The sequence below is a fragment of the Phenylobacterium sp. genome (assembly GCF_004297125.1).
GTDB lineage: Bacteria > Pseudomonadota > Alphaproteobacteria > Caulobacterales > Caulobacteraceae > Phenylobacterium.
The window spans coordinates 42,092-60,796 of record NZ_SCVD01000038.1 but is presented as its reverse complement, the minus strand read 5'-3'; the positions used below and the strand labels follow the sequence as shown (position 1 = coordinate 60,796).

The 18,705-nt window shown below is 69.3% G+C and carries 17 protein-coding genes; 9 read left to right on the top strand and 8 right to left on the bottom strand.

Annotation, left to right across the window (positions count from 1 at the left end; translation table 11 throughout):
* Positions 1-86: 86 nt before the first annotated feature.
* Entirely contained in the window at positions 87-1,346 is a 1,260-nt protein-coding gene (locus EPO51_RS24380; protein ID WP_293355992.1) for a serine hydrolase domain-containing protein, read from the top strand.
* Here the strand turns inward: EPO51_RS24380 and EPO51_RS24375 are convergent.
* Positions 1,325-2,278, bottom strand: a complete 954-nt coding sequence (locus EPO51_RS24375) for a LysR substrate-binding domain-containing protein (protein ID WP_293355989.1) — start codon at positions 2,276-2,278, stop codon at positions 1,325-1,327. The two genes, EPO51_RS24380 and EPO51_RS24375, sit on opposite strands and share 22 nt — an antisense overlap.
* 108 nt (positions 2,279-2,386) lie before the next feature.
* Here EPO51_RS24375 and EPO51_RS24370 point away from each other — a divergent pair, with 108 nt between their 5' ends.
* The 5 genes from EPO51_RS24370 to EPO51_RS24350 all read left to right on the top strand — a co-directional run bounded on the left by EPO51_RS24370 (position 2,387) and on the right by EPO51_RS24350 (position 7,097).
* On the top strand, positions 2,387-2,671 hold the full coding sequence (locus EPO51_RS24370; RefSeq protein ID WP_293355986.1) for a DUF4242 domain-containing protein: 285 nt from the start codon (positions 2,387-2,389) through the stop codon (positions 2,669-2,671).
* Between the two features lie 66 nt (positions 2,672-2,737).
* Positions 2,738-3,652, top strand: a complete 915-nt coding sequence (locus EPO51_RS24365; protein ID WP_293355983.1) for a hypothetical protein — start codon at positions 2,738-2,740, stop codon at positions 3,650-3,652.
* A 242-nt stretch (positions 3,653-3,894) separates the two neighbouring features.
* Positions 3,895-4,545 carry a PEPxxWA-CTERM sorting domain-containing protein gene (locus EPO51_RS24360; protein WP_293355980.1) on the top strand — a complete coding sequence of 217 codons (651 nt, stop codon included), beginning with the start codon at positions 3,895-3,897 and terminating at the stop codon, positions 4,543-4,545.
* Positions 4,546-4,646: 101 nt separating this feature from the next.
* On the top strand, positions 4,647-5,918 hold the full coding sequence (locus EPO51_RS24355; RefSeq protein ID WP_293355977.1) for a cytochrome P450: 1,272 nt from the start codon (positions 4,647-4,649) through the stop codon (positions 5,916-5,918).
* A 150-nt stretch (positions 5,919-6,068) separates the two neighbouring features.
* A complete protein-coding gene (locus EPO51_RS24350; protein WP_293355974.1) occupies positions 6,069-7,097 on the top strand; it encodes an HWE histidine kinase domain-containing protein in 1,029 nt (342 codons plus the stop codon).
* Between the two features lie 28 nt (positions 7,098-7,125).
* Here the strand turns inward: EPO51_RS24350 and EPO51_RS24345 are convergent, their stop codons facing one another.
* From EPO51_RS24345 to EPO51_RS24330, 4 genes are all read right to left on the bottom strand, one after another.
* Complete coding sequence (locus EPO51_RS24345; protein WP_293355971.1) at positions 7,126-8,946, bottom strand: DUF885 domain-containing protein; 1,821 nt, start codon at positions 8,944-8,946, stop codon at positions 7,126-7,128.
* Between the two features lie 87 nt (positions 8,947-9,033).
* A complete protein-coding gene (locus EPO51_RS24340; protein WP_293355968.1) occupies positions 9,034-9,891 on the bottom strand; it encodes a PEPxxWA-CTERM sorting domain-containing protein in 858 nt (285 codons plus the stop codon).
* 98 nt (positions 9,892-9,989) lie between these two features.
* The gene (locus tag EPO51_RS24335) at positions 9,990-11,267 is read right to left on the bottom strand and encodes a C69 family dipeptidase (protein ID WP_293355965.1); all 1,278 of its coding nucleotides are present in this window, start codon (positions 11,265-11,267) and stop codon (positions 9,990-9,992) included.
* On the bottom strand, positions 11,267-11,707 hold the full coding sequence (locus EPO51_RS24330) for a MarR family winged helix-turn-helix transcriptional regulator (RefSeq protein ID WP_293355962.1): 441 nt from the start codon (positions 11,705-11,707) through the stop codon (positions 11,267-11,269). The genes EPO51_RS24335 and EPO51_RS24330 overlap by 1 nt, the downstream gene beginning before the upstream one ends.
* A gap of 143 nt (positions 11,708-11,850) precedes the next feature.
* On the opposite strand from EPO51_RS24330, the gene EPO51_RS24325 reads away from it, so the two are divergent.
* Positions 11,851-12,618: an alpha/beta hydrolase gene (locus EPO51_RS24325; RefSeq protein WP_293355959.1), complete on the top strand. Its 768-nt coding sequence runs from the start codon at positions 11,851-11,853 to the stop codon at positions 12,616-12,618.
* Between the two features lie 161 nt (positions 12,619-12,779).
* On the opposite strand, the gene EPO51_RS24320 is transcribed toward EPO51_RS24325, so the two are convergent.
* A complete protein-coding gene (locus EPO51_RS24320; protein ID WP_293355956.1) occupies positions 12,780-13,499 on the bottom strand; it encodes a class I SAM-dependent methyltransferase in 720 nt (239 codons plus the stop codon).
* Between the two features lie 106 nt (positions 13,500-13,605).
* Here EPO51_RS24320 and EPO51_RS24315 point away from each other — a divergent pair, with 106 nt between their 5' ends.
* Positions 13,606-16,242 (top strand): ligase-associated DNA damage response DEXH box helicase, encoded by a 2,637-nt coding sequence (locus EPO51_RS24315; RefSeq protein WP_293355953.1) that lies wholly within the window; start codon positions 13,606-13,608, stop codon positions 16,240-16,242.
* Positions 16,239-16,967, top strand: coding sequence for a ligase-associated DNA damage response endonuclease PdeM (gene pdeM, locus EPO51_RS24310; RefSeq protein ID WP_293355950.1), 729 nt, complete (start codon positions 16,239-16,241; stop codon positions 16,965-16,967). The genes EPO51_RS24315 and pdeM overlap by 4 nt, the downstream gene beginning before the upstream one ends.
* A 9-nt stretch (positions 16,968-16,976) precedes the next feature.
* On the opposite strand, the gene EPO51_RS24305 is transcribed toward pdeM, so the two are convergent.
* On the bottom strand, positions 16,977-17,567 hold the full coding sequence (locus EPO51_RS24305) for a GNAT family N-acetyltransferase (RefSeq protein ID WP_293355947.1): 591 nt from the start codon (positions 17,565-17,567) through the stop codon (positions 16,977-16,979).
* Between the two features lie 66 nt (positions 17,568-17,633).
* Entirely contained in the window at positions 17,634-18,644 is a 1,011-nt protein-coding gene (locus EPO51_RS24300; RefSeq protein WP_293355945.1) for a metallophosphoesterase family protein, read from the bottom strand.
* Positions 18,645-18,705 lie beyond the last annotated feature (61 nt).

The following is an 18,705-nucleotide window of genomic DNA, read 5'->3' as shown; positions in this document are numbered from 1 at the left end:
GGGGAATGTCCGTGTTCGCCGCGCGGGTCTGCGGATTTGCAGAGGGGGGCAAACGACGTCATCAATTGCGGCGGGAGGGACGTCTCATGCTGAACAGGTTTCTGAGCGCGCGGAGCGCGGCCGTCGCCGTGGCGGTGGGGTTGGCCTTTGCCGTCACGGCCGAGGCGAAGACCGTTGATCCGAAGACCTCGTCCATCGTCCGCGGCGACGCGGCGGCGCTGGGGTTCGATCCGGCGAAGCTGGACGTGGCGCGCGCGGCGCTGAAGGCCGACGTGGCGAGCGGCAAGATCGCCGGCGCCTACCTTCTGGTCGGCCGCCACGGCAAGGTGGCGTTCCAGGAAGGCTTCGGCGTCCAGGGACCGGGCCAGGCGGCGCCGGTCAGCGACGAGACCATCTTCCGCATCTTCTCCATGACCAAGCCGGTGGTGTCGGTGGTGGCCATGACCCTCGTCGAAGAGGGCAAGCTGGACGTCGACGCGCCGGTCTCGAAGTACCTGCCGGAGTACGCGAACCTCAGCGTCTGGCAGGCGGATGGATCGAGCGTCCCAGCCGCCAAGCCGATGCTGGTGCGCCACCTGATGAGCCACACCTCGGGGCTGATCTACGGCTTCATCACGCCCACGGCGCCGATCGCCAAGGCCTGGGCGGCGGGCGGCGAGAACCGCAACGACCTGACGGCGCGCGAATACGCCAAGGTCATCGCCAAGCTGCCGCTGAAGAACGAGCCCGGGACCGCCTGGAACTATTCGCGCTCGACCGACGTGCTGGGCGCGGTGGTGGAGGTCGCCGGCAAGAAGCCGCTGGACGTGCTGGTCAAGGAGCGCGTGACCGGCCCCCTGGGCATGACCGACACCGCCTTCTTCCAGCCGGAGGCCAAGCGCGCGCGGTTCGCCGAGCCGGCGAAGGGCGACGCGGGCGTCTACTACGACTACGCCAAGCCGACGCCGTTCCTGTCGGCCGGGGGCGGGCTGTCGTCCACGACCGAGGATTACCTGCGCTTCGTGCTGATGCTGGCCGGGGACGGCGAGTACAAGGGCGTGCGGATCCTGAAGAAGGAGACCCTGGCGCGGATGCGGCAGGACGAGACCACGCCGGAGATCCGCAAGGCCGGCCTGTTCTTCCCGGGCCCCGGCATGGGCTTCGGCCTGGGCTTCAGCCTGGTCAACGACGACACCCTGCAGCGGCCGGGGAACGGCACGTTCTCGTGGTGGGGCATCGCCGGGACCGAGTTCTGGGTCGACCCGAAGAACGACGTCTTCATGGTGTTCATGGTGCAGGCCCGCGAACTGGCCATGGAATACCAGCGGAAGAACCGCACCTGGATCTACGACGCGCTGGTGAAGTAGCGCCCGCCGGTCGCGGCCTCGGCCAGCCACGACGCCGTCTGGCGGCTTTCCTCGACGAGCCAGTCGCGGAAGCGCTGGATGTGGCGGCGGCCCTCCATGTCGGGGCGGAAGCGGGCGAAGAAGCCGTGGTCGCTCCAGCGGCCCGTGGCGATGGGATATGGCAAGGCGATCTCTCCGCCTTCGAGGCGCTCGCTGATCAGGGCCAGGCCGCACAGGCTGACGCCCGCGTTCGCCGCGACGGCGTCGAGGGCGGCGGTGATGCGCTGGAAGCGCATGCCGCGCTCGGGCGCGCTGCGCTGCACGCCGTTGGCCGCCACCCACTCCGGCCATGAGAGGCCGGCGGGATCGTCCTTGTAGAAGTCCAGATGCACCAGCGGAAAGCCCTCGAGCCGGGGGTTGGCCCCCGCCTGGGCGGTGCGGCGCACGTTCTCCGGCGAGGCCACCGGCAGGACATAGTCGCGGAACAGGAGGTCGTACTGCCTGTCCTCGCGCGGCGGGCCGTAGCTGATCTCGCAATCGACCCGTCCCAGCCGCCGCGGCGCGTCGCCTTCGCCGTTGATGCAGAAGCGCACGTTGGGATGGGCGGCGCGGAAGCGATCGAGGCGCGGGGCCAGCCAGAGCTCGACGAAGTCGGAGGCGGCCGCGACGTGGATCTCGTGGCCGCGCTGGAGTTCCAACTCACGCGCGGCCGCGTCCAGTTCCTGGAACGCCTGGCGCAGGTGCGGCAGCGCCGGCAGGAGGCCGGGCGCGGGCCGGATCCCGGCGCGCCCACGGATCAGCAGTTCGATGCCGAGGTAGTCCTCAAGCGCCTTCACCCGCTGGCCGACGGCGGCCGGGGTGATCCCGAGGGCGGTGGAGGCGGCGCCGAACGAGCCTTCGCGCACGGCCAGCTCCAGCGCCTGGAGCGAACGGAGATAGGTGGGCGCAACCATCCCTCCCTACTAAGCAAAACCTTTAGTCAGAGCCAGAATGTTTAGATTGTGCCGGCGGCGGGTCGGCGGGACACTGCAAGCATTCGAAGGGTGATGCGAGGCGGCGCCATGGGCCAACTCAAACGTTACCTGGTCGAACGTGAGATCCCGGGGGTCGGCGGCATGTCGATCGTCGAGCTTTGCGGGGCCGCACGTGCATCGAACCAGGCGGTCGACAGGATCGGCCGAAGTATCCAGTGGCAGCATAGCTATGTCGCCGGAGACCGGACGTTCTGCATCTACCTTGCGGACGGCGAGGACGTGATCCGCGACCACGCCGAACTCAGCGGCTTCCCGGTGACGCGCATCATCGAGATTCCGCAAATCATCGACCCAACCACCGCCAACAACTGAGCGGCGGCAGCTTCACCCGTCGCGGTCACGCCCGGGAGGGCGGGCCGTTGCGCGAGGAGAAGAAACATGACGATCCAAGGACTCAACTACGAACGCCTGCTGCAGATCTCGAAGCGGGTGAACTGGCGCCTCGAGGACATCATCGGCCGCGACAAGCCGATGGACTTCGCCAGGCCTTTCCTCCCGGAGAGCTTCGCCCGCACCCAGGGCCTGGACTTCCTGAGCCCCGCCGAGCGGCTGAAGCTGAACCAGATCCGCGGCCACGGCTATCTGGCGATGTTCGAACTGGTGGAGCGCTGCATCCTGCCGATGGTCGAGGACCTGACCCAGGCCCGCACCGATCCCGATCCGCACCGCGCCCCGGCGCTGGCGCAATTCGCGGAGGAGGAGGAGAAACACATCGAGCTCTTCGTGCGCTTCCGCCGCGCCTTCGCCGAGGGCTTCGACGTGGACTGCGGCTTCATCGGCCCTGTGGAGGACATCAAGGCCGCGGTCCTCGATCACGGCCGCCTCGGCAAGGCGATGTTCGTGCTGGGCATCGAGCTGGCCACCCAGCGTCACTACCTGGACAGCGTCGAGCGCGACGAAGGGCTGGACGTGCAGTTCAAGAGCCTGCTGAAGCACCACTGGATGGAGGAATGCCAGCACGCCAAGCTGGACGCGATGGTGTTCTTCGAACTGGCGGCGCAGGCGACGCCCGCCGAGATCGACCAGGCGTTCGACGACTTCCTGGACATCGGCGGTTTCCTCGACGGCGGGCTCGGTCAGCAGACCGCGCTCGACCTCGTCGCCCTGGAAGCCGCGATCGGGCGGACACTGAGCGACGCACACCGGGAGCGGTTCACCGAGGTGCAGCACCAGGCGATGCGCTGGACCTTCCTGGGTTCGGCCCTGCGCAACGAGGCCTTCCTCGACGCCCTGGCCCAGGTGAGCCCGAAGGGCCGCGCGCGGATCGAGGAGGTCGCTCCGGCCTTCTGCTAGGCGGCGGATATCGCCAAATACACGGCAAAGAACAAGCTTTGCCGTAAGTGTCACATGATTATTGCAACCGCAGGCTTAGAAAAAGAGCCTGCGGTTCGCGTTGTTGGGAAATCACTTTGCAGTCCCTTCAAGCTGATCCACGATTGATTTGCCGATGAACCGCGCCATCCCGTGGGTTCTGAGCGACATGTACGCGTACAAATATAATGAACGTTCGTCAGGTCGTCGTTTCGAGGAAACACATGAACAAGATCATCGCTGGGGCCACCCTGGCCTTCGGGCTCGCGCTGGCGGGCGTCTCCCACGCCACCACCCTGGTGCAGGTCGATTTCTCCGGAACGCTGACCTCGGGCAGCTCCGCGGTGAGGGCGCCCTTCAGCGGCGGCGACATCATCCAGGGGATGAGCGTCAGCGGCTCGTTCGTCTATGACAAGGACCTGGTGACCGGCGGCCTGATCCTGGTGCCATTCGCCACCCTCGCCGTCGATCCGGACAGCGCCTTCACGTTCGACATCGGAAGCCTGGGCTTCGACCTCGGGGACGCCGTCACCGGGTCCATGGGCATCACCCCGGCCATCCAGTTCAACAACGGCGTCTTCAACGGCTTCAACTACGTCTCGGACTTCCAGTACACGAACGGCTCGACCTACCGGCTGCGGTTCAACAGCAAGAACTTCCAGATCAAGCAGGTCGATCCGCAGACGGGCTTCAACATCGGCTCGACGGTCTACGTGCAAGGCAATCTCAGCGCGACCTTGGCCAACGAGCGCGCCTACGTGGCGCCCGGCGGCGGCGATCCGGGGGTGCCCGAGCCCGGGACCTGGGCCCTGATGCTCCTCGGCTTCGGCACGGCCGGCGCGATGCTCCGCCGCCGCCGGGCGGTGGCAGCCTAGAGGCTCATGTCCGCTCCAAGCCCGGCTCGGCTGCGCCCTACCCTCTAGCCAATCCTGCCTTATCGGCGTTCACTGTCGCAAAGACGGTGGAGGAGACGGCGATGGCGGACGGCAATGGCCTGATGAGCAAGGACCAGGCGCGGGCCGAGGCCTATGGCCTGCCGCTGGAGAAGCTGAACCCGGCCCGGCCGGAGCTGTTCCAGGCCGACGCGATGTGGCCGATCTTCGAGCGGCTGCGGGCCGAGGACCCGGTCCACTACACCGCCGAGCACGAGTTCGGGCCGTACTGGTCGATCACCAAGTACAACGACATCATGGCCATCGACACGGACCACGCGCGGTTCTCGTCGGACTTCATGAAGGGCGGGATCACCATCGCCGGCGGACAGGCCAACATGGACCCGCTGCCCATGTTCATCGCCATGGACCCGCCGAAACACGACGTGCAGCGCAAGGCGGTGAGCCCGGCCGTGGCGCCGCCGGCCCTGGCGGCGATGGCGCCGGAGATCCGCGAGCGGGCGGGCGCGATCCTGGACAACCTGCCGATCGGCGAGGAATTCGACTGGGTCGACCTGGTGTCGAAGGAACTGACGGCCATGACCCTGGCCACGCTGTTCGACGCGCCGCAGGCCGACCGGCGCAGGATCACCTACTGGTCGGACGTGGTCACCGCCGTTCCGACGCCGGGCGGGCTGGTGGAATCCATCGAGCAGAAGATGGCGATCTTCGGCGAGTACCACGCCTATTTCACCGGCCTGTGGAACCAGAAGGTCAACGCCCCGCCGGCCGGCGACCTGATCTCGATGCTGGCGCACAATCCGGCGACCCGGAACATGGAGCCCCGGGAGTACTTCGGGAACGTCGTGCTGCTGACCGTGGGCGGCAACGACACCACGCGCAACACCATCTCGGGCTCGATCCTGGCGCTGAACCAGAACCCGGACCAGTACCAGAAGCTGCGAGCCAACCCCGACCTGATCCCGTCGATGGTGAGCGAGACCATCCGCTGGCAGACGCCCCTGGCCCACATGCGCCGCACCGCGACCGAGGACGTGGAGTTCCAGGGCAAGACCATCAAGGCCGGCGACAAGGTGGTCATGTGGTACGTCTCGGGCAACCGCGACGACACGGTGATCGAGCGGCCGAACGACTACATCATCGACCGCGAGCGGCCGCGGCAGCACATCTCGTTCGGCTTCGGCATCCACCGCTGCGTGGGCAACCGGCTGGCCGAGCTGCAGCTCACCATCATCTGGGAAGAGATCCTGAAGCGCTTCCCGGAGGTGCGGGTCGTGGGCGAGCCCAGGCGCTCGTTCTCGACCTTCGTGAAGGGCTACGAGACCCTGCCGGTGGTGATCCCGACGCGGAACTAGCGGGCTCGACCTGATCGAGCATCTTTTTATTTTGCAGCTATTTCGGGAGATCACGCGCCTAAGTGGCGGCGGGCGCTTCTCCCGGCTTCCGCGCCGACCATGGCGCGAACCCATCCTGCACGGGGCGGCCTCCAAAGGATTGGAACGCCCATGCCGAACATCGCGGTCAAGTCGCCCGAGCAGAAGGCCGCCGAGGCCGGCGTCGACGGCTTCCGGCAGGACCGCGGCCCGTTCGTCGTCGCGGCGGAGCGGACCCGCATGGCGATGGTCTTCACCGACGCCGACGCGCCCGGCAATCCGCTGGTCTTCGCGAACGACGCCTTCCTGAAGCTCACCGGCTACGCCTGCGAAGAGGTGCTGGGCCAGCCGTTCGCCTTCCTGCTGTCGCGCGGCGACAACCGGATGGAGGCCCAGCGGATCGAGGCCGCTTTCGCCGGCGAAAGCGGCGGCCATTTCGAGATGCGCGACCGGCGGAAGGACGGAAGCCTGTTCTGGGCCGCGGTGGTCATCTCACCCGTCGACGACCCGACCGGCCACATCGGCACGCACGTGTCGTCGTTCGTGGACCTGACCGACCACAAGCGCGAGGCCGAACAGCTCCGGTTCCTGCTGGACGAGATGAACCACCGCACGCTGAACACCCTGGCCACTGTGCGGGCCATCGCCGTCCAGACCTTGCGGGGAGTGGCCGGGGACGAGGTGGTCGAGGCGTTCGAAGGCAGGATCCAGGCGCTGTCGGAGACCCATGGCCTGCTGGGCCGCCACAACTGGGACGCGGTGACCCTGCGCGACGTGCTGGAGCGGATCCTGGAGCCGTTCGGGCAGGCCGGCCGCGTGTCGCTCCAGGGCTCCATCCTGCCCCTCGGCCCCAAGGACGCCCTCACCCTGGCCATGGTCTTCCACGAGCTCGCGAGCAACGCGGTGAGGCACGGGTCCCTGTCGGTCCCGGCGGGCGAGGTGGCCGTCTCCTGGCGGACCGAGCCGGGCAAGGACGGCGAGCGGATGCTGCTGCGCTGGCAGGAGAGCGGCGGCCCGCCCGCCGAGGCGCCACGGCGTCAAGGGTTCGGCATGAGGCTGATCGAGGGGGGCCTCGCGCGGGACCTGGATGGCGAAGTCCACGTCGCCTACGACCGCGCGGGGCTGGTCTGCCGGATCGCCATGCCGCTGCCGGCGGCGTGACCGGCGGCCTGCGCGATCGCCGACGCTCCTACCTGGCTCCGGCGATGTAGGCGTCGACGCGGGTTTCCAGGACGTCCAGCGGCAGGGCGCCGGCGGCCAGGATCGCTTCGTGGAAGGCCTTCAGGTCGAACCTGGCGCCCAGCGCGGTCTCGGCCTTCTTGCGCAGCCCCAGGATCTTGAGCTGGCCCACCTTGTAGCTGGTGGCCTGGCCGGGGCTGGTGAAGTAGCGGTCGATCTCGCGGGCGGTGTCGAGGTCGGAGTTCAGGGTATTGGCCTTCATGTAGGCGATGGCCTGGTCGCGGCTCCAGTGCTTGGCGTGGATGCCGGTGTCGAGCACCAGGCGGGCGGCGCGCCAGATCTCCAGGCTGAGGCGGCCGAAGTCGTCGTAGGGGTCCTGGTAGAAGCCGGCTTCCTTGCCCAGCTTCTCGGCGTAGAGCCCCCAGCCCTCGGTGTAGGCGCCGTAGTACGACAGCCGGCGGAACATCGGCAGGTCGGTCTGCTCCTGGCTGCGGGCGATCTGGAAGTGATGGCCCGGCGCCCCCTCATGGTAGGCGATGGCCGGAAGCTGGACCTTCTGGACCTGGCTCATGTCCGAGAGGTTCACGTAGAAGATCCCCGGCCGCGACCCGTCCGGCGTGCCCGGATTGTAGAAGGCGGTCGAGGCGGTCTTCTCGCGGAACGGCTCGACGGCGCGGACCTCCAGGGCCTGCTTCGGCAGGGTGGAGAACTGCCTGGGCGCCACGGCCATGTAGTCGGCGATGATCTTCTTGGCGTCGGCCAGGTACTGCTGCTTGCCGGCGTCGGTGTTGGGATAGTGGGTCTTGGGGTCGGTCTGCACGAAGCGGAAGAACTCTTCCAGCGTGCCTTTGAAGCCGACCTTCCGCTTGATGACCTCCATCTCGCCGCGGATGCGGGCGACCTCGGCCAGGCCAGTCTGGTGGATCTGGTCGGGGGTCAGCCTGGTGGTGGTGAAGAAGCCCACCATGTCGGCGTAGAAGGCGTCGCCCTCAGGCAGGGCCCACACGCCGTTCACGGTCGTGGCCTTCTTCGACATGGCGTCCAGGGCCACGAGGTAGCGCTCGTAGCCGCGCTTCCATTCGCCCTTCAGCGCGGCCTCGCCGTCGGCCAGCAGCTTCTGCTTCGTGGCGTCGTCGGCCTTCAGCGCCGCGACCTTCTTCTTGAAGTCGGCCCAGAGGGCGTGGTCGGGGCCAGCGTCGAAGGGGGCGCCCTTGATCTGGTTCCTGGCGTCCGGGATCACCCGGCCGAACACGAAGGCGGGCGGCAGGAAACCCTTGGCGGTGCGCTGGTCGATGTCGTCGGAGACCTCCCCCGCCACGCGCTCCACGGCCCTGAGGCGCGCGACGTAGGCCTCGGCGTCGGCGACGCTGTCGATGCGGTGGGCGTTGACCAGCATCACCGGCAGGCCGTCCAGCGCGCTGCCGTTCGAGGAGACGGCGTAGTTCTGCCAGTACCACTTGGCGAACATGCGCTGGGTGGCGACGTTGCGCTCGAAGAGGTCGTAGGAGAGCTGGGAGCTGGGCGAAAGCCTGGCGCGGTCGAACTCGCGCTTCATGCGGGCGAGCTGGGCCTCGGAGACGGCGAGGGCCTGCTTCTGCCCGGCCTCGGTGTAGTCGCCGAGCTCGCCGTAGCGGTCCTTCATGCCGAGCTGGGTCAGGGTCTCGGGGCTGAGGCGCGCGCTTTCGAGGAAGGCGGCCTGGAAGAAGGCGGCGAGGCGCGCGTCCTCGGACTGGGCAGAGGCGACGGCGGCGGGCGCGGTGGGCTGGGCGAACGCAGGCGAGGCCAGCGCGGCGACGCTCAGCGCCAGGACAGAGCAGGCAGTGCGGAACATGTAACCCCCGGGGTTCTTGTGACCCGAGGCTTAGGGTGTGGGCCGCGCCGCCCGAAGTGAATTTTCCTCAATCTAGGAGCGTGGCCCTCACGCCGGGACCAGCGCTGCCCGCCGACGACGGACCATGGCGCCGGCCGCGCCGAAGCCCAGGATCATCAGCGCCCAGGCGGCAGGTTCGGGGACGGCGGCGGCCGGGGTGATGTCGCTGCCCAGCAGGCCGGCCTCGGACGTATAGGTGACGCCGGGGTCGGCGGTAATGCCGAACGTCGCGGTGTTCAGGAAGTCCATGTAGACGCTGGCCGGGTGGCCGTTCATGGCCGAGAAGATCGAGAAGCTGACGAAGACGTCGTAGCTGTTCACGCCGCCCGTGGTGACCAGGCTGCCGGCCAGGGACTCGTTGAGCTCGTGGTAGAACGAGTAGTCCGGGTTGCTGAAGTCCAGGACGATGTCGTCGGAGACCAGGGCGCCGGACTGGACGGCGAAGTTGTTCGCGGTGGCGCCCGCCGAGGGATCGAACACGCGCAACCGGGCGATGACGCCGATCTGGAAATTGTCGTCGAGGCCGGGTTCGTCGTCATAGCCGTAGATCAGGCCGTCGAAGTCGATCCCGAAGTTGATCGCGCTGCCCTGGGCGGCGGTGAAGGTGACGCGGTCGCCGAAGACGCCGGCGGCCTGGCCGAAGTCGCCCCCGGTGACGTCCTGGCCGGTGAAGCTGAGGAAGGTCTTGATCGTCCCGGCGGTCATATCGACGTCGGACGTAGCCTCGCCGCCGTTCTGGACCGTGGCCGAGCCGGAACTCGGGCCGTTCGCGACGTAGCCGTTGTCGGACCCCGAGCCCAGCTGGGCGTAGGGCGTGATGAAATAGCCGGCCTGGGCGGCGCCCGACACTGCGGTGGCGGCGAGCAGCGACAGGGCGCCCGCGATGGATTTCAGCTTCAGGCTCATGACTTGCCCCACTCCTTGCACCACCGCCCGAACGAGGGGCGGCAACTGTGAAGGCGCCGAAACGGCCGATCACGGGTCAGCGGCGTTGACGATTCTTTCTAGAGGCCGAAGCCGGCCGCCTGGTTGAGCCGCGCCCAGCTTCGCCGATGGGCGGCGGGTTCGGTCGGGGCGAGCCGCGGAAGGGCCGCCTGCCACCGGGCCTCGGCGGCGTCCGCCTCGGTCCAGCATTGGGCGATGGCGGCGTCGAGCTCACCCGTGTCGAAGGCCCGGTCCATGCGGGCCTGGAAGCGGACCTCCAGGGCGTCGCGCTCGGCGGCGATGGCGGCCTGCGCGGCGTTGAAGTCCGGCAGCATCGCGCGGTGCAGCCGTTCGTGGCGCCACCAGCGGGAGTCGGCGTCGGCCCGGTCGGTGGGAGCCGGACCGAAGGCGGGGGTCGCGGCGCCGAATACGAAGGGCTTGAAGACGCTTGCGCATGGCGCGGACGTCCCGGTCAGCCAGTGGACCGTGCGGCCGGGTTTCAGCTCGCTGACCATCGAGGCTACCGACTGGCTGCGGCGGGGGCCGTGGCTGGCGTGCATGCAGAGCGTGCGGTTGCGGGTGTTGGCCGGCGTCCAGTCGGGATCGTCGCCGTGGTCGCGGAGGATGGCCATCATGGCGGCGGGGGTCAGGGCGGGCGCGGCGGCGTCCAGCAGGGCCTGGCCGCGGGCGCAGCGGCCGCGGCCGAAACTGATGGCGTCGCGGGCCTCGTCGATCAGGCGGGCGGCGACGTCGTAGCTTTCGGACTGCGCGAGATCGGCGCTGATGCCGTCATGGCCGGCGCCGATGGAGTAGGCGTTGGAAAGGGCGCGGTGCGTGGCGACCTTCTCCCAGACCCAGGAGCGGCCGGCGGTCTCCAGGACATAGGCCTCGGTGGGGTCGGCGATGATGAAGCCGTTGTTGTAGAAGAACCGGCCCAGATGGCCGCAGTCGCCGCCCTGGCCGTGGCGTTCGAGCAGTTCGATCATGACCTCCAGCGCCTCGCGCGCCGTGCCGCCGCGCTCCAGGCCGAGACGGACAAGGTCCATGCCGATCAGGGCGCGGCGGCGCTGGGCCGGGGTCTTGGCGTGCAGGGCCTCGTTGCCGATGACGACGCCGCGCTCGTTGGCGCCCATCTCGGCGCCCCACATCCAGAACGGGCGGGAGAGCAGGCAGGCGTAGGTCTGCGCCACGTCGGGGATGGCGATGTAAGTGAGTTTCAGGGGCGCGCCCGCCGGGCCGCTGCGGGCCGGCGACAGCTCCAGGACCTGGGCCTCATTGCGCTCGCGGTCGCTGTTCTTGGCGAACAGCGTCGCGCCGCGCGCCGTGGAGGCTGCGAGCGCGGCGAGCGTGTCGCACATCAGGCGGCGCCCGCGACGGCGTCGCGCAGCGCCTGGACCTGCCGGTTGAGCGCCACCAGTTGCTCGACGGTCATGCCCGATCGGCGCAGCAGGGTGTCGGTCAGGCAGGTGGTCTCGACCTGCATCTCCGCGCCCTTCTTGGTCAGCCGCACCTGGACCTGGCGCTCGTCGTGCGGGTTGCGGTGACGGGTCAGGAAGCCGGCCAGTTCCAGGCGCTTGACCAGGGGGGTGATGGTGCTGGGCTCCAGGGCCAGCCGCTCGGCGACGGCGCCGATGGTCTGGCCATCCTCTTCCCAGAGCGCGCTCAGCACCAGGTACTGCGGATAGGTCAGGCCGAGGTCGTCCAGCATGGGCTTGTAGGCGCGGTTGATCGCGATCGTCGCGCCATAGAGCGCGAAGCAGAGCTGGCCATCCAGCGGAACCGGTTGGGGCTTGGTCATCATAGGCCTTCCTGCCGCCGCAGCGGCGCGTCTCGCCAATTTATATATCGCGATAACTTTTATCTGGACAAGGCTTGGGGCTTGGTTCTATGAGTTCATTATCGCGATAATAATTATCGCCACATAAACCAACGGAGACCCAGATGACCCAGTTCCGCAAGCTGCTCGCCGCCACCACCGTCGCCCTGGCCGCCGCCGGCGCCGCCCATGCCGCGCCCGCCGGGCCGGTGAAGAATGTCGTGCTGGTGCACGGCGCGTTCGTCGATGGCTCGGGCTGGGCCGACGTCTACAAGATCCTCACCGCCGACGGTTACAAGGTGACGGTCGTGCAGAACCAGACGGCGTCACTGGCCGACGACGTGGCGATCACGCGGCGTGCGCTGGCGGCGCAGGACGGGCCGGCGATCCTGGTCGGCCACTCCTACGGCGGCATCGTGATCAGCGACGCCGGCAACGACGCCAAGGTGAAGGGCCTGGTCTATGTGGCCGCCTTCGCGCCGGAGGTCGGCGAGTCGGTGGCCTCGCTGGGGGCCAACCCGGCGCCGGGCGCGCCCGTGCCGCCGATCCTGCCGCCGCAGGACGGGTTCTCCATCATCGACAAGGCCAAGTTCCACGCCGCCTTCGCCGCCGACGTCAGCCCGCAGGCCGCCGCCTTCATGGCCGACTCGCAGACGCCGTTCGGCGTGGCCGCGATCACGGGATCGGTCTCAGCGCCGGCCTGGAAGGTGAAGCCGAGCTGGTACGTGGTCGCCGACGCGGACAAGATGATCCCGCCGGCCGTGCAGCGCGCCCAGGCCGCCCGGGCCGGCGCCAAGGTCACCGAAGCCCACGGCAGCCACGCGATCTTTGTCTCCCAGCCCAAGGCGGTGGCGGCGGTGATCGAACAGGCTGCGCAAGCGGCGGGCAAGTAAGCTCGGCCATTCTCACAGAACGTCATGGCCGGGCTTGTCCCGGCCACCCATGATCGCAGGCGTCGCCGAGAGCCCTCGGCGGCGCCTGCGATCATTTCGGCGCCGCGGAGATCATGGGTCACCCGGACCAGCCGGGTGATGACGAGCAAGAGGGTGGTCTCCTAACCCGCCTTGCAGCCTCTGATGTCCTGGGGCCTGGGGCGGGCTTTCGGCGCTTCGAAGATGGCGAGGTAGCCGACGCCGCCGGCCATGGGTTCGGACGAGAGCTGCTTGTAGCCGACGGCCTCGAACTCGCACTTGAGCAGGGCCGGCGGCATGCCATGGCTGCCGGAGCCGCGATCGAGGTCGATGACGCCGACCAGGGCGCCCGGCTTCAGCGACCCGGCCAGGTTCCAGAGCAGGGCGTAGGGGTTCTCGACCTCGTGGTACATGTGGACGAGCACCGCGCGATCGATGGTCTTGGCCGGCAGCTTGGGATCGTCGGCCGTGCCCACCACGATACGGATGTTGGTCAGCTTGCGCCGTTCGGCTTCGCGGCGCAGGCCCGAGATGTAGGCCTCGACGATGTCCTCGGCGTAGACGGTCCCGGTGGGGCCGACGGCGGGCGAGAGGCGCAGGGTGTGGTAGCCCGAGCCGGCGCCGATGTCGGCCACCTTCATGCCGGGGCCGATCCGGAGCCCGCGGATCAGCTGGCCGGACTCGTCGGCGGCGTCGCGGTCGGGGCCGGAGGACCATTCGGGGGCGACGATGCCGGCCACCGGGCGATCCGGCAGCGGGAAGCCGCGCGCCGTCCGGGACGCCTGCGGGGCGCCCTGGCTCTCGGTGGTGGGCGAGCAGGCCGCCAGGAGGCCGAGGGCCAGGAAGACGAGACTGAAACGCATCGGCCTCTTTCCAGCCTGAATCCGCGGCGAACGCCAGCCCCTACCGATCGCGTCGGCGATTTCGCGACCCAGGTGAAACGGAACGGGAACGTGGTATAGCGGCGGGATGGCCGACGCCGGGTCCTCCGCCGAATTGCTGCCGCCCCGGTTCCGAGATTGGTTCGCCGGGCGGGGCTGGTCGGCGCGTACGCACCAGCTGGAGATGGTCGCCAAGGGGCGCGAGGGCCGTGACGCCCTGCTGATCGCGCCGACGGGCGGGGGCAAGACCTTGGCCGGGTTCCTGCCCAGCCTGATCGAGCTCAGCGAGCGGCCGCCGGCCAATACGCCGAGAGGGCTCCACACGATCTATATCTCGCCGCTGAAGGCGCTGGCGGTGGACGTGGAGCGGAACCTGAACGCGCCCATCCTGGAGATGGGCCTGAACGTGGTGGCGGAGAGCCGCACGGGGGACACGGGGATCGCGCGGCGCCAGCGGCAGCGGGTGAAGCCGCCGGACATCCTTTTGACCACGCCCGAGCAACTGGCGCTGCTGTGCGCGTGGGAGGGGGCCAGGCTCTATTTCGAGGACCTGTCCTGCGTGATCCTGGACGAGATCCACACCCTGCACGCGAGCAAGCGAGGGGACCTGCTGGCGCTGGACCTGGCGCGGCTGCAGGCGCTGGCGCCGCGGATGCGGCGGGTGGGGCTGAGCGCCACGGTCGACGATCCGCTGGTGATCAAGAACTGGATGGCGAGCCATCGGGCGGTGGATGTCGTGGCGCCGCTTCGCGCCCCCTCCACCGCTTCGCGGTCCCCCTCCCCCGTCCTCTTCGGGACAGGGGAGGAGCGGAACGGCGCTGATCGCTCCTCCCCTGCGTCAGCGGGGGAGGTGGATCGGCGCGTCGGCGCCGAGACGGAGGGGGCGCTGGTGGCGCACGGCCCTTCGTCGATCGCCCTGGTCCGCGGGCCGGCGGGGGCGGAGCCGGTGGTGGACGTGCTGCTCAGCGAGGGCCGCGTCCCCTGGGCGGGGCATACCGCGCAGCACGCGATGCAGGAGGTCTATGACGTCATCAAGCGCAGCCGGACCGCGCTGGTGTTCGTCAATACGCGGTTCCAGGCGGAGTTCGCGTTCCAGGAGCTGTGGCGGCTGAACGACGACAGCCTGCCGATCGCGCTGCACCACGGGTCGCTGGCCGCCGAACAGCGGCGCAAGGTGGAGGCGGCGATGGCGCGCGGCGAGCTGCGGGCCGTGGTCTGCACCTCGACGCTGGACCTGGGGATCGACTGGGGCGACGTGGACCTGGTGATCCAGCTGGCGTCGCCGAAGGGCGCGTCGCGGATGGTGCAGCGGATCGGCCGGGCCAACCACCGGCTGGACGAACCCAGCCGGGCGCTGTTCGTCCCCGCCAACCGGTTCGAGATGCTGGAGTGCCAGGCGGCGCGGGAAGCCATCGCCGAGAACAAGCTGGACGGCGACCCGCCGCGGGTCGGCGCGCTGGACGTGCTGGCGCAGCACGTCATGGGCTGCGCGGTGTCCGAGCCTTTCGACATGCTGGAGCTCTACGAGGAGGTGCGCTCGGCCGGGCCCTATCGCGACCTGCCCTGGGAGGACTTCGAGGCGGTGGTCGATTTCGTCTCGACCGGCGGCTACGCGCTCAAGACCTACGACCGCTTCCGGCGCATCATCCAGCTACCCGACGGGCGCTGGAAGGTGCGGGACCTCAACGTGGCGCAGCGGCATCGGTTGAACGTGGGGGCCATCGTCTCGCCGGCCATGCTGGCGGTGCGGATTGCGATGCGCGGCAACCGGGGCGGTCGCAAGATCGGCGAGGTCGAGGAGGGCATGCTGGAGATGCTGGACCCCGGCGACACCTTCGTCTTCGCGGGCCAGGTGTGGGAGCTGGTGGGGGTCACCAACTTGGACGTGCTGGTGCGGCCGGCGAACCACAAGGACCCGAAGATGCCGTCGTGGGGCGGGTCGAAGTTCGCGCTGTCGACCTACCTGGCCAAGCGGGTGCGCCAACTGATGTTCGACGAGAACCACTGGAGCGTGCTGCCCACCGACGTGCGCGAGTGGCTGGGGGCGCAGAAGGACCGCTCGCGGATCGTCGGCGAGGACGAGATGCTGCTGGAGACCTTCCCGCGGGGTAAGCGCAACTTCATGGTGGTCTATCCCTTCGAGGGGCGGCTCGCCCATACGACCCTGGCAATGCTCCTGACGAGGCGCCTGGAGCGGCTGGGCGTGGGGCCGCTGGGCTTTGTCTGCAACGACTATGCGATGGCGATCTGGGCGCTCAATCCGCTGGACGGCCTGGATTTCGACGCCCTGTTCGACCAGGACATGCTGGGGGACGACCTGGAATCCTGGCTGCAGGAGAGTTTCATGATGAAGCGGGCCTTCAAGGGCTGCGCGATCATCGCGGGGCTGATCGAGAAGCGCTTTCCGGGGGAGCAGCAGAAGACGGGGCGGCAGATCACCTTCTCCACCGACCTGATCTATGACGTGCTGCGCCGGCACGAACCGGATCACCTCCTGCTGCGCTGCGCGCGGGCGGATGCGGCGAGCGGCCTCATCGACGTGGCGCGGCTGGGCGACATGCTGGCGCGCATCAGGGGCCGGATCCGGCACGCGCCCCTGGAGCACCTGTCGCCCTTTTCCGTGCCGATCCTGCTGGAAATCGGCAAGGAGCGCTCGCCCGGCCAGGCCGGAGAGATGATCCTGGCCGAGGCCGAGGAAGACCTGATCGCAGAGGCGATGACGTGAACGACGTGAGTATCCCCTTCGCCTATGCCTTCGCCGCCAGCGACTGCGGGGGCTTGCGCCTCGGCGTGCGGGGGACCGAGGTCACGATGCGCTGCTCGGGCGCGCTGTGGCTGGCGGGCCAGCGGATGCTGATCGTGGCGGACCTGCACCTGGAGAAGGGCTCGTCCTACGCCGCGCGGGGCCAGATGCTGCCGCCGTACGACACGCGAGAGACCTTGGGTCGGCTCGAAGCCGAGGTTGTCGCATTGGCCCCCGAGGTGGTGGTGCTGCTCGGCGACACCTTCCACGACCGCAAGTCCGAGGGCCGGCTGGCGGGCGACGACGCCGACCGGCTCCGGGCGCTGGCGGCGGGCCGCACGCTGATCTGGGTGGTGGGTAACCACGACGCCGACGGGCCACAGGCGCTGCCGGGCGAGACGGCGGACGAGATCGCGGTCGCGGGCCTGATCCTGCGCCACGAGCCGCAGGCCGGCGCGCAGCCCGGCGAGGTGGCGGGCCACCTGCACCCGGCGGCCAAGGTGCGCGCGCCACGCGGCACGGTGCGGCGGCGCTGTTTCGTCACCGATGGCGAGCGGGTGATCCTGCCGGCGTTCGGGGCCTACGCGGGCGGGCTGAACGTGCGGGACGTGGCGTTCGCGGGGATGTTCGTGCGGCCGCCGCTGGCCGGGGCGCTGGGCGTCGACCGCGTTCGCGCGGTCGGCTGGCGGCAGTTGGCGGGGGATTGAGGGCGTCCGCTATTCGATCAACGGGAAGTGGGGCGCGCTGTCCCTGGGCGACTTGCCCAGGTGGCGGGGGTCGTCGGTGATCTCGACCTTGCGGCGGAAGGGGACGAAGCCGGAGCGCATGTAGAAGGCCACCGCCCCCTGGGCGTCCAGCGTGCAGGTGTGGACCCAGAAGCGGCGGATCGGGCGCGACCAGGCGAGGTCCTGGGCCTGCTCCATCAGCCAGCGGCCGGCGCCGGTTCCCACGAGGCCGGGGGAGAGGCCGAAGAAGGCCAGCTCGCATTCGCCCGGCTCCCGGAAGTCCAGCTCCAGGATGCCGACGCCGCCATCCGCCTCCAGCCGATAGACCTCGACCAGGGGATCGCCGACGATGGCGAGCAGCTCGGCCTCGCTGAGCGCCAGGCGCATGAACCACAGCCAGTCGCGGCCGACGGCGCGATAGAGGTCGAGGTATTCCTCGGCGCCGACGTTCTCCAGCCGAACGAGGCGCGCCCCGGCGGGGGCCGAGGCGGCGCGCCGGGGCGGGCGGGCGAACATCTCAAGCGAGGTCTCGACGGTGACGATCTTGTGCGGATCGACGTCGTGGTAACCGTCGGACAGCATGGATTGGCCCCTCCCCTGGACGCGCCGGAAGCGCCACGGGCCGGCGGCGTTGTCAACCGCGGCCGCCTATCGCGCGCAGTTGGGGCCCTTGCGGCTGAGGCACAGCCTGTCGCCGCCGGCGGGGATCCGGCCGGTCTTGTCCAGCACGCCGTCCAGCCGAAGGTTGGCGATGGAGGGGCCGTCCGCAGTCACGGTCACCCACATGATGTGGTCGAAGGCCCCGGGAGTCTCGTTGTCGGCCCACTCGCCGCCGGTGGTGCCCAGGGTGATGTAGTCGCGGCCGTCCCTCTCGGCATGGCCGTAGCGGTGCAGGTGACCGTTGAGGACGGTGTAGGGCCGCCCCTTCAGCGCCGCCTCGATGCGGGCCAGGCCGCCGGGGCCGGAGCGTCGCCAGACGGGCTTGTGCATCAGCACCACGACGTGCCGGGCCCTGGGATTGGCGGCGATGACCTTCTCGAAATAGGTGCTCTGGGCGTCGCTCACCTCGCCGACCTTGGCCTCCATCAGGCTGGCGTAGGGCAGGCTCTTCGCCTTGTCCGGATCGGTGTCGCGGGCGGCGAGGTATTCGGCGCGCAGGCGGTAGATCTCGGCCATCCGCTCGGGCGCGTAGTCCTCGGTGTCGAGCGCGAGGAACAGGACGCCCTTGTAGCTGAAGTGGTAGTAGCGCGGGCCGTAGCGGCGCGCCCAGACCTTGCGCTGGGTCAGGTTGGTGAGGTCGTGGTTGCCGCCGATGTGGAAGTAGGGCGCCTTCAGCCCGGCCAGGCGGGCGTCGAACTCGGACCACTCCTTCTCAAGCTGGGCCTCGTCCTCGGTCCCGCCGTCGATCTGGTCGCCCACGGTGATGACGAAGGCCGGCCGCAGCAGTTGCAGGTCGCGGACGGCCACATCGAAGACGCCGGTCCGGTAGCCGGACTCCAGGTCGGTGACCACGGCGAAGGTGAAGTCGCCCGGCCTCTCGTCGAAGCGCGGGTGGGTCCAGGGCGTCGGCCCCTTGAGCGGCGGCGGCGCGAAGTCGGCGGCAACCGCCGGGAGCGCGGTCAGCATCGCCGCCAGCAGGCCAACCATCCATCGCCGCATCACAGATCCCCTCGCCGCCTAGCCGCACCATAGCCGGCGGCGGCGGGCGCTCAACGTCGCA

Coding starts and splice junctions, on each gene's coding strand:
- EPO51_RS24380 (WP_293355992.1), top strand. CDS start 87: ATGCTGAACAGGTTTCTGAGCGCGCGGAGCGCGGCCGTCGCCGTGGCG.
- EPO51_RS24315 (WP_293355953.1), top strand. CDS start 13,606: ATGGCCGACGCCGGGTCCTCCGCCGAATTGCTGCCGCCCCGGTTCCGA.
- EPO51_RS24370 (WP_293355986.1), top strand. CDS start 2,387: ATGGGCCAACTCAAACGTTACCTGGTCGAACGTGAGATCCCGGGGGTC.
- EPO51_RS24305 (WP_293355947.1), bottom strand. CDS start 17,567: ATGCTGTCCGACGGTTACCACGACGTCGATCCGCACAAGATCGTCACC.
- EPO51_RS24360 (WP_293355980.1), top strand. CDS start 3,895: ATGAACAAGATCATCGCTGGGGCCACCCTGGCCTTCGGGCTCGCGCTG.
- EPO51_RS24375 (WP_293355989.1), bottom strand. CDS start 2,278: ATGGTTGCGCCCACCTATCTCCGTTCGCTCCAGGCGCTGGAGCTGGCC.
- EPO51_RS24355 (WP_293355977.1), top strand. CDS start 4,647: ATGGCGGACGGCAATGGCCTGATGAGCAAGGACCAGGCGCGGGCCGAG.
- EPO51_RS24350 (WP_293355974.1), top strand. CDS start 6,069: ATGCCGAACATCGCGGTCAAGTCGCCCGAGCAGAAGGCCGCCGAGGCC.
- EPO51_RS24320 (WP_293355956.1), bottom strand. CDS start 13,499: ATGCGTTTCAGTCTCGTCTTCCTGGCCCTCGGCCTCCTGGCGGCCTGC.
- EPO51_RS24345 (WP_293355971.1), bottom strand. CDS start 8,946: ATGTTCCGCACTGCCTGCTCTGTCCTGGCGCTGAGCGTCGCCGCGCTG.
- EPO51_RS24340 (WP_293355968.1), bottom strand. CDS start 9,891: ATGAGCCTGAAGCTGAAATCCATCGCGGGCGCCCTGTCGCTGCTCGCC.
- EPO51_RS24325 (WP_293355959.1), top strand. CDS start 11,851: ATGACCCAGTTCCGCAAGCTGCTCGCCGCCACCACCGTCGCCCTGGCC.
- EPO51_RS24335 (WP_293355965.1), bottom strand. CDS start 11,267: ATGTGCGACACGCTCGCCGCGCTCGCAGCCTCCACGGCGCGCGGCGCG.
- EPO51_RS24330 (WP_293355962.1), bottom strand. CDS start 11,707: ATGACCAAGCCCCAACCGGTTCCGCTGGATGGCCAGCTCTGCTTCGCG.
- EPO51_RS24365 (WP_293355983.1), top strand. CDS start 2,738: ATGACGATCCAAGGACTCAACTACGAACGCCTGCTGCAGATCTCGAAG.
- EPO51_RS24300 (WP_293355945.1), bottom strand. CDS start 18,644: ATGCGGCGATGGATGGTTGGCCTGCTGGCGGCGATGCTGACCGCGCTC.